3 protein-coding genes and 1 pseudogene are annotated in these 3,390 nt (G+C 73.4%); 2 read left to right on the forward strand and 2 right to left on the reverse strand.

Annotation, left to right across the window (positions count from 1 at the left end; translation table 11 throughout):
* Window positions 1-509: pseudogene (locus tag L2I40_RS20780) on the forward strand (hypothetical protein); the annotation flags it as partial.
* Window positions 506-1,825 (forward strand): aminotransferase class III-fold pyridoxal phosphate-dependent enzyme, encoded by a 1,320-nt coding sequence (locus tag L2I40_RS20785; RefSeq protein WP_237217078.1) that lies wholly within the window; start codon window positions 506-508, stop codon window positions 1,823-1,825. The pseudogene L2I40_RS20780 and the gene L2I40_RS20785, both read left to right, overlap by 4 nt.
* 1 nt (window position 1,826) lies before the next feature.
* Here L2I40_RS20785 and L2I40_RS20790 read toward each other — a convergent pair whose 3' ends face one another.
* Both L2I40_RS20790 and L2I40_RS20795 read right to left on the reverse strand, forming a co-directional pair.
* A complete protein-coding gene (locus L2I40_RS20790) occupies window positions 1,827-2,954 on the reverse strand; it encodes a C45 family autoproteolytic acyltransferase/hydolase (RefSeq protein ID WP_237217079.1) in 1,128 nt (375 codons plus the stop codon).
* A 96-nt stretch (window positions 2,955-3,050) separates the two neighbouring features.
* Window positions 3,051-3,390 (reverse strand): IclR family transcriptional regulator C-terminal domain-containing protein (locus L2I40_RS20795; protein ID WP_237217080.1); only part of this gene is annotated, 340 nt, incomplete at its 5' end.

The following is a 3,390-nucleotide window of genomic DNA, read 5'->3' on the forward strand; positions in this document are numbered from 1 at the left end:
CGCCGCTGCCCGCGGACACGCCCGTGCTGCCCGGGCGGCAGGCGGTCTCGGACACGCGGCGCGTGCTGCGCTACTGGCGGCGCGATGCGGCCGGGCGGCTGGTGGTGGGCGGGAAAGGCACGATCCGCGCGCCGCGCGGCGCGCGCAGCTTCGCCGTGCCCGAGCGGATGCGCGCGCGTCTCTATCCCGCGCTGCCCGACGTGCCGCCGGAGTTCTTCTGGGGCGGCCGCGTCGGCGTCTCGCTCGATCGCCTGCCGCGGCTGTTCGTGCTGGCGGACGGCGTCTTCGCGGCGATGCAGGACAACGGCAAGGGCGTGGCCTGGTGCACGGGCCAGGGGGAGACCATGGCCGACCTGCTGACGGGCGCCGATCCGCGCGACCTGCCGCTGCCGCCCGCGACGCCGCTGCGTCCCATTCCGCTGCATCCGCTCCGCACGCTCTACGCCGCCGCCGGCTCGCTCTGGCTGCGCGCGCAGGACGCGCTGGACCGCGCGAGGCCCGCCGCATGACTCTCCTCCGCAACGCGCCCGAGCCGGAGGAGGGATTCTGGCTGCCCTTCACCGCGATGCGCGCCTTCCAGGACGCGCCCGTGCTGTTCGACCGGGCGGAAGGCATGCACTACGTCACGCCCGAGGGCCGCCGTGTGCTGGACATGATGGCCGGACTCTGGTGCGTGAATGCGGGCCACGCGCATCCGCGCATCGTCGCGGCGATCCGGGAGGCCGCGGGGACACTCGACTTCGTCTCCTCCTTCCGCATGTCGCATCCCGGCGCCTTCGCCTTCGCGCGCCGCCTGCTGGACGCGGTGCCGCTGATGGCACGTGCCTTCTTCTCGAACTCCGGGTCGGAGGCGGTGGACACAGCGCTGAAGATCGCACGCGCCTGGCACCGCGCGCGCGGCGAGGCAGGACGGACGAAATTCATCGGACGCGCCAAGGCCTATCATGGCGTCGGCTTCGGCGGTCTCTCGGTCGGCGGCATCGCGCGCCACAAGCGCGACTTCGGCCCGCTGCTCGGCGACGTGTTCCACCTGCCCCTGCCGCACGACCCGGGGCAGCGCTTCCTCCGCAGCCGTCCGGCTGCCGATCCGCGCTGGTCGCAGGCGCTCGAGGAGATCCTGGCCGTGCAGGATCCTTCGACCGTGGCCGCGGTGATCGTCGAGCCCGTGACCGGCTCGGGCGGCGTCTACCCGCCGCCGCTCGGCTACCTCGAGGCGCTGCGCACCATCTGCGACCGCCACGGCATCCTGCTGATCTTCGACGAGGTGATCACCGGCTTCGGCCGGCTCGGCGCCTGCACCGCCGCCCAGGCGCTCGGCGTCGCGCCGGACATCATGACGATGGCGAAGGGGCTGACGAACGGCGCCGTGCCGATGGGCGCCACGCTGGTCAATGCGCGGGTCTTCGACGCCTTCATGGCGGCGCCGCGCAGCGCGCCGGAGCTCATGCACGGCTACACCTATTCCGCGCATCCGCTGGCCTGCGCCGCGGGCCTCGCCACGCTCGATGCCTATGAGCAGGAAGGGATGTTCGCCGCCGCGGCGCGAATCGCGAGGCCCTTCGCCGATGCGCTGCTGGCGCTGGAGGGCGCGCCGCATGTGACGGATGTGCGCTGCTGCGGCCTGCTCGGCGCCGTGGATCTGGCCCCGCGCGATGCCACACCGGGCGCCCGCGGCGCCGAGGTGGCGGAACGCTGCCTTGCCGATGGCGTGCTGATCCGCGCGGCCGGCGACACGCTGGTGCTGTCGCCGCCGCTCGTCGTCACGGAGACGCAGATCGAGGAGACCGTCGCGGCGATCCGCCGCGCGCTGGCCGCGACCGGCTGAGCTACTCCGCCGCCCGCGCCGCGGAGGCGCCGTGCAGGCTGTAGGTGGTGAAGTGCCGGTTCAGCGCCGGCAGCGGTGCGATCTCCATGTGGCCCTCGGCCGGCCGCATCAGGATCATCGCGACGGTTGCCGAGAGGTTGCCGCCCATGTTCATGCGCGGCGGGCGACAGACCGACCACGGCGACTGCCAGTCGTCGAGGAAGGCCGCGCGCAGATCGTCCATCGTCAGCCGGCCGCGCTTCGCCCGCAGCGCGTCCAGCACGCGGCGGTCGCGATAGACGCTGTCGGGCGTCGCGGCGATGCCGGTGTCCTTCAGCTTCGCCAGCGCCGCGGGCGATCGCCAATGGTTCGCATGGACCAGGATTCCGTCCTGCGGCTCGAGCAGGAAGGATTCGTCCGGCGCGCATTCGATGTCGAGCGCGAAGCCGGAGGCGTGGGAGAGCATGATGTTGTTGGAGGCCGACTTGGGGGTGGCGTAGAAGGTGCGGATCGCCAGCGCCACCTGGCTCTGCTCCAGCGCCTTGCGACGCAGCAGCGACAGCGGCACGCCTTCCTGCCGGTAGTCACGGTCGGATTCGAGGTAGTTGGCGGTGACCGCGATGCCCGCCGCGTTGAGGCCCGCGCGCGCCAGGCCGCCGGCCTCGACGAAGGTCAGGATGTCGGGCCCGTCCTCGCGCCGGATGCGCAGCACGACGCCGGTCTCCGCGCATTCGCTCTTCCAGTCCCAGTTCTGGCCGTGCAGCAGCGCGCCGTCTGCCGTCGCCTCCGGCAGCAGGATCGCCCCGGTGCAGCCGTCCGGATCGTCCTCCGCCGGCGTGCCGCGCTTGGCGAGTTGCAGGATCTCCGTGCGGCAGTTCAGCAGCATGACGTCTTCGAAGGCGACGCCCGCGCCGCGTGCGATGCCGCGCATCTCGGCGACATAGGCGCCATCGAAGGCTTCGACGCGCGGGACGAAGTCGCGCGCCAGGGCATGGATGCGCCCGGCATCCAGGCCGCCCTGCGCCAGCTGCGCGTGGTAGTGGCCGATGCTCCGGCGGACGCGATCGCCGGCCTGCCGCCCATGCGCTTCGCCCCGCGCCTCGGGGCCGCCCGACAGCTCGATCATCGGGAAGGGTGGCACCGCAGCCATCGCTCGCTCCGTCTCTGCCGGGCCTATGTCGCATGGCCGCAGGGCAGCGACCAGCGGCCGCCGCACGGCAGACGGCGTGGAGCCCGGGGGCTGCCGTCAGCCGCGTGCGGCGAATTCGCGCGAGATCGCCGCGGCGCTCGCGACGACGAGCGGCGCCAGGTCGCCGCGCACCCGCAGCGGCGTCCAGCGCGGAAAGGGCACCGCGATGTTCACGGCGCCGAGCGGTTCCCCCGAGCGATCCACAATCGGTGCTGCGACCGAGATGTCGCCGACGAAGGTCTCCTGGTCGTTCAGCGCGAACCCGTCCCGCGCGGCGCGGGCAATGCGCGCCATCACCTCCGCCCGCCGGCGCGCCGTCCGCGGCGTCGGACGCGGCAGCGGATCGGGCGGCACCAGTGCCGCCGCGCGGTTGCCGCCGAGGCGCGAGAGGATGGCG

It is taken from the genome of Falsiroseomonas oryziterrae (genome assembly GCF_021864505.1).
GTDB lineage: Bacteria > Pseudomonadota > Alphaproteobacteria > Acetobacterales > Acetobacteraceae > Falsiroseomonas > Falsiroseomonas oryziterrae.

Excerpts from the sequence above, each read along its gene's own strand:
- L2I40_RS20790 (WP_237217079.1), bottom strand. The coding sequence starts at position 2,954 with ATGGCTGCGGTGCCACCCTTCCCGATGATCGAGCTGTCGGGCGGCCCC.
- L2I40_RS20785 (WP_237217078.1), top strand. The coding sequence starts at position 506 with ATGACTCTCCTCCGCAACGCGCCCGAGCCGGAGGAGGGATTCTGGCTG.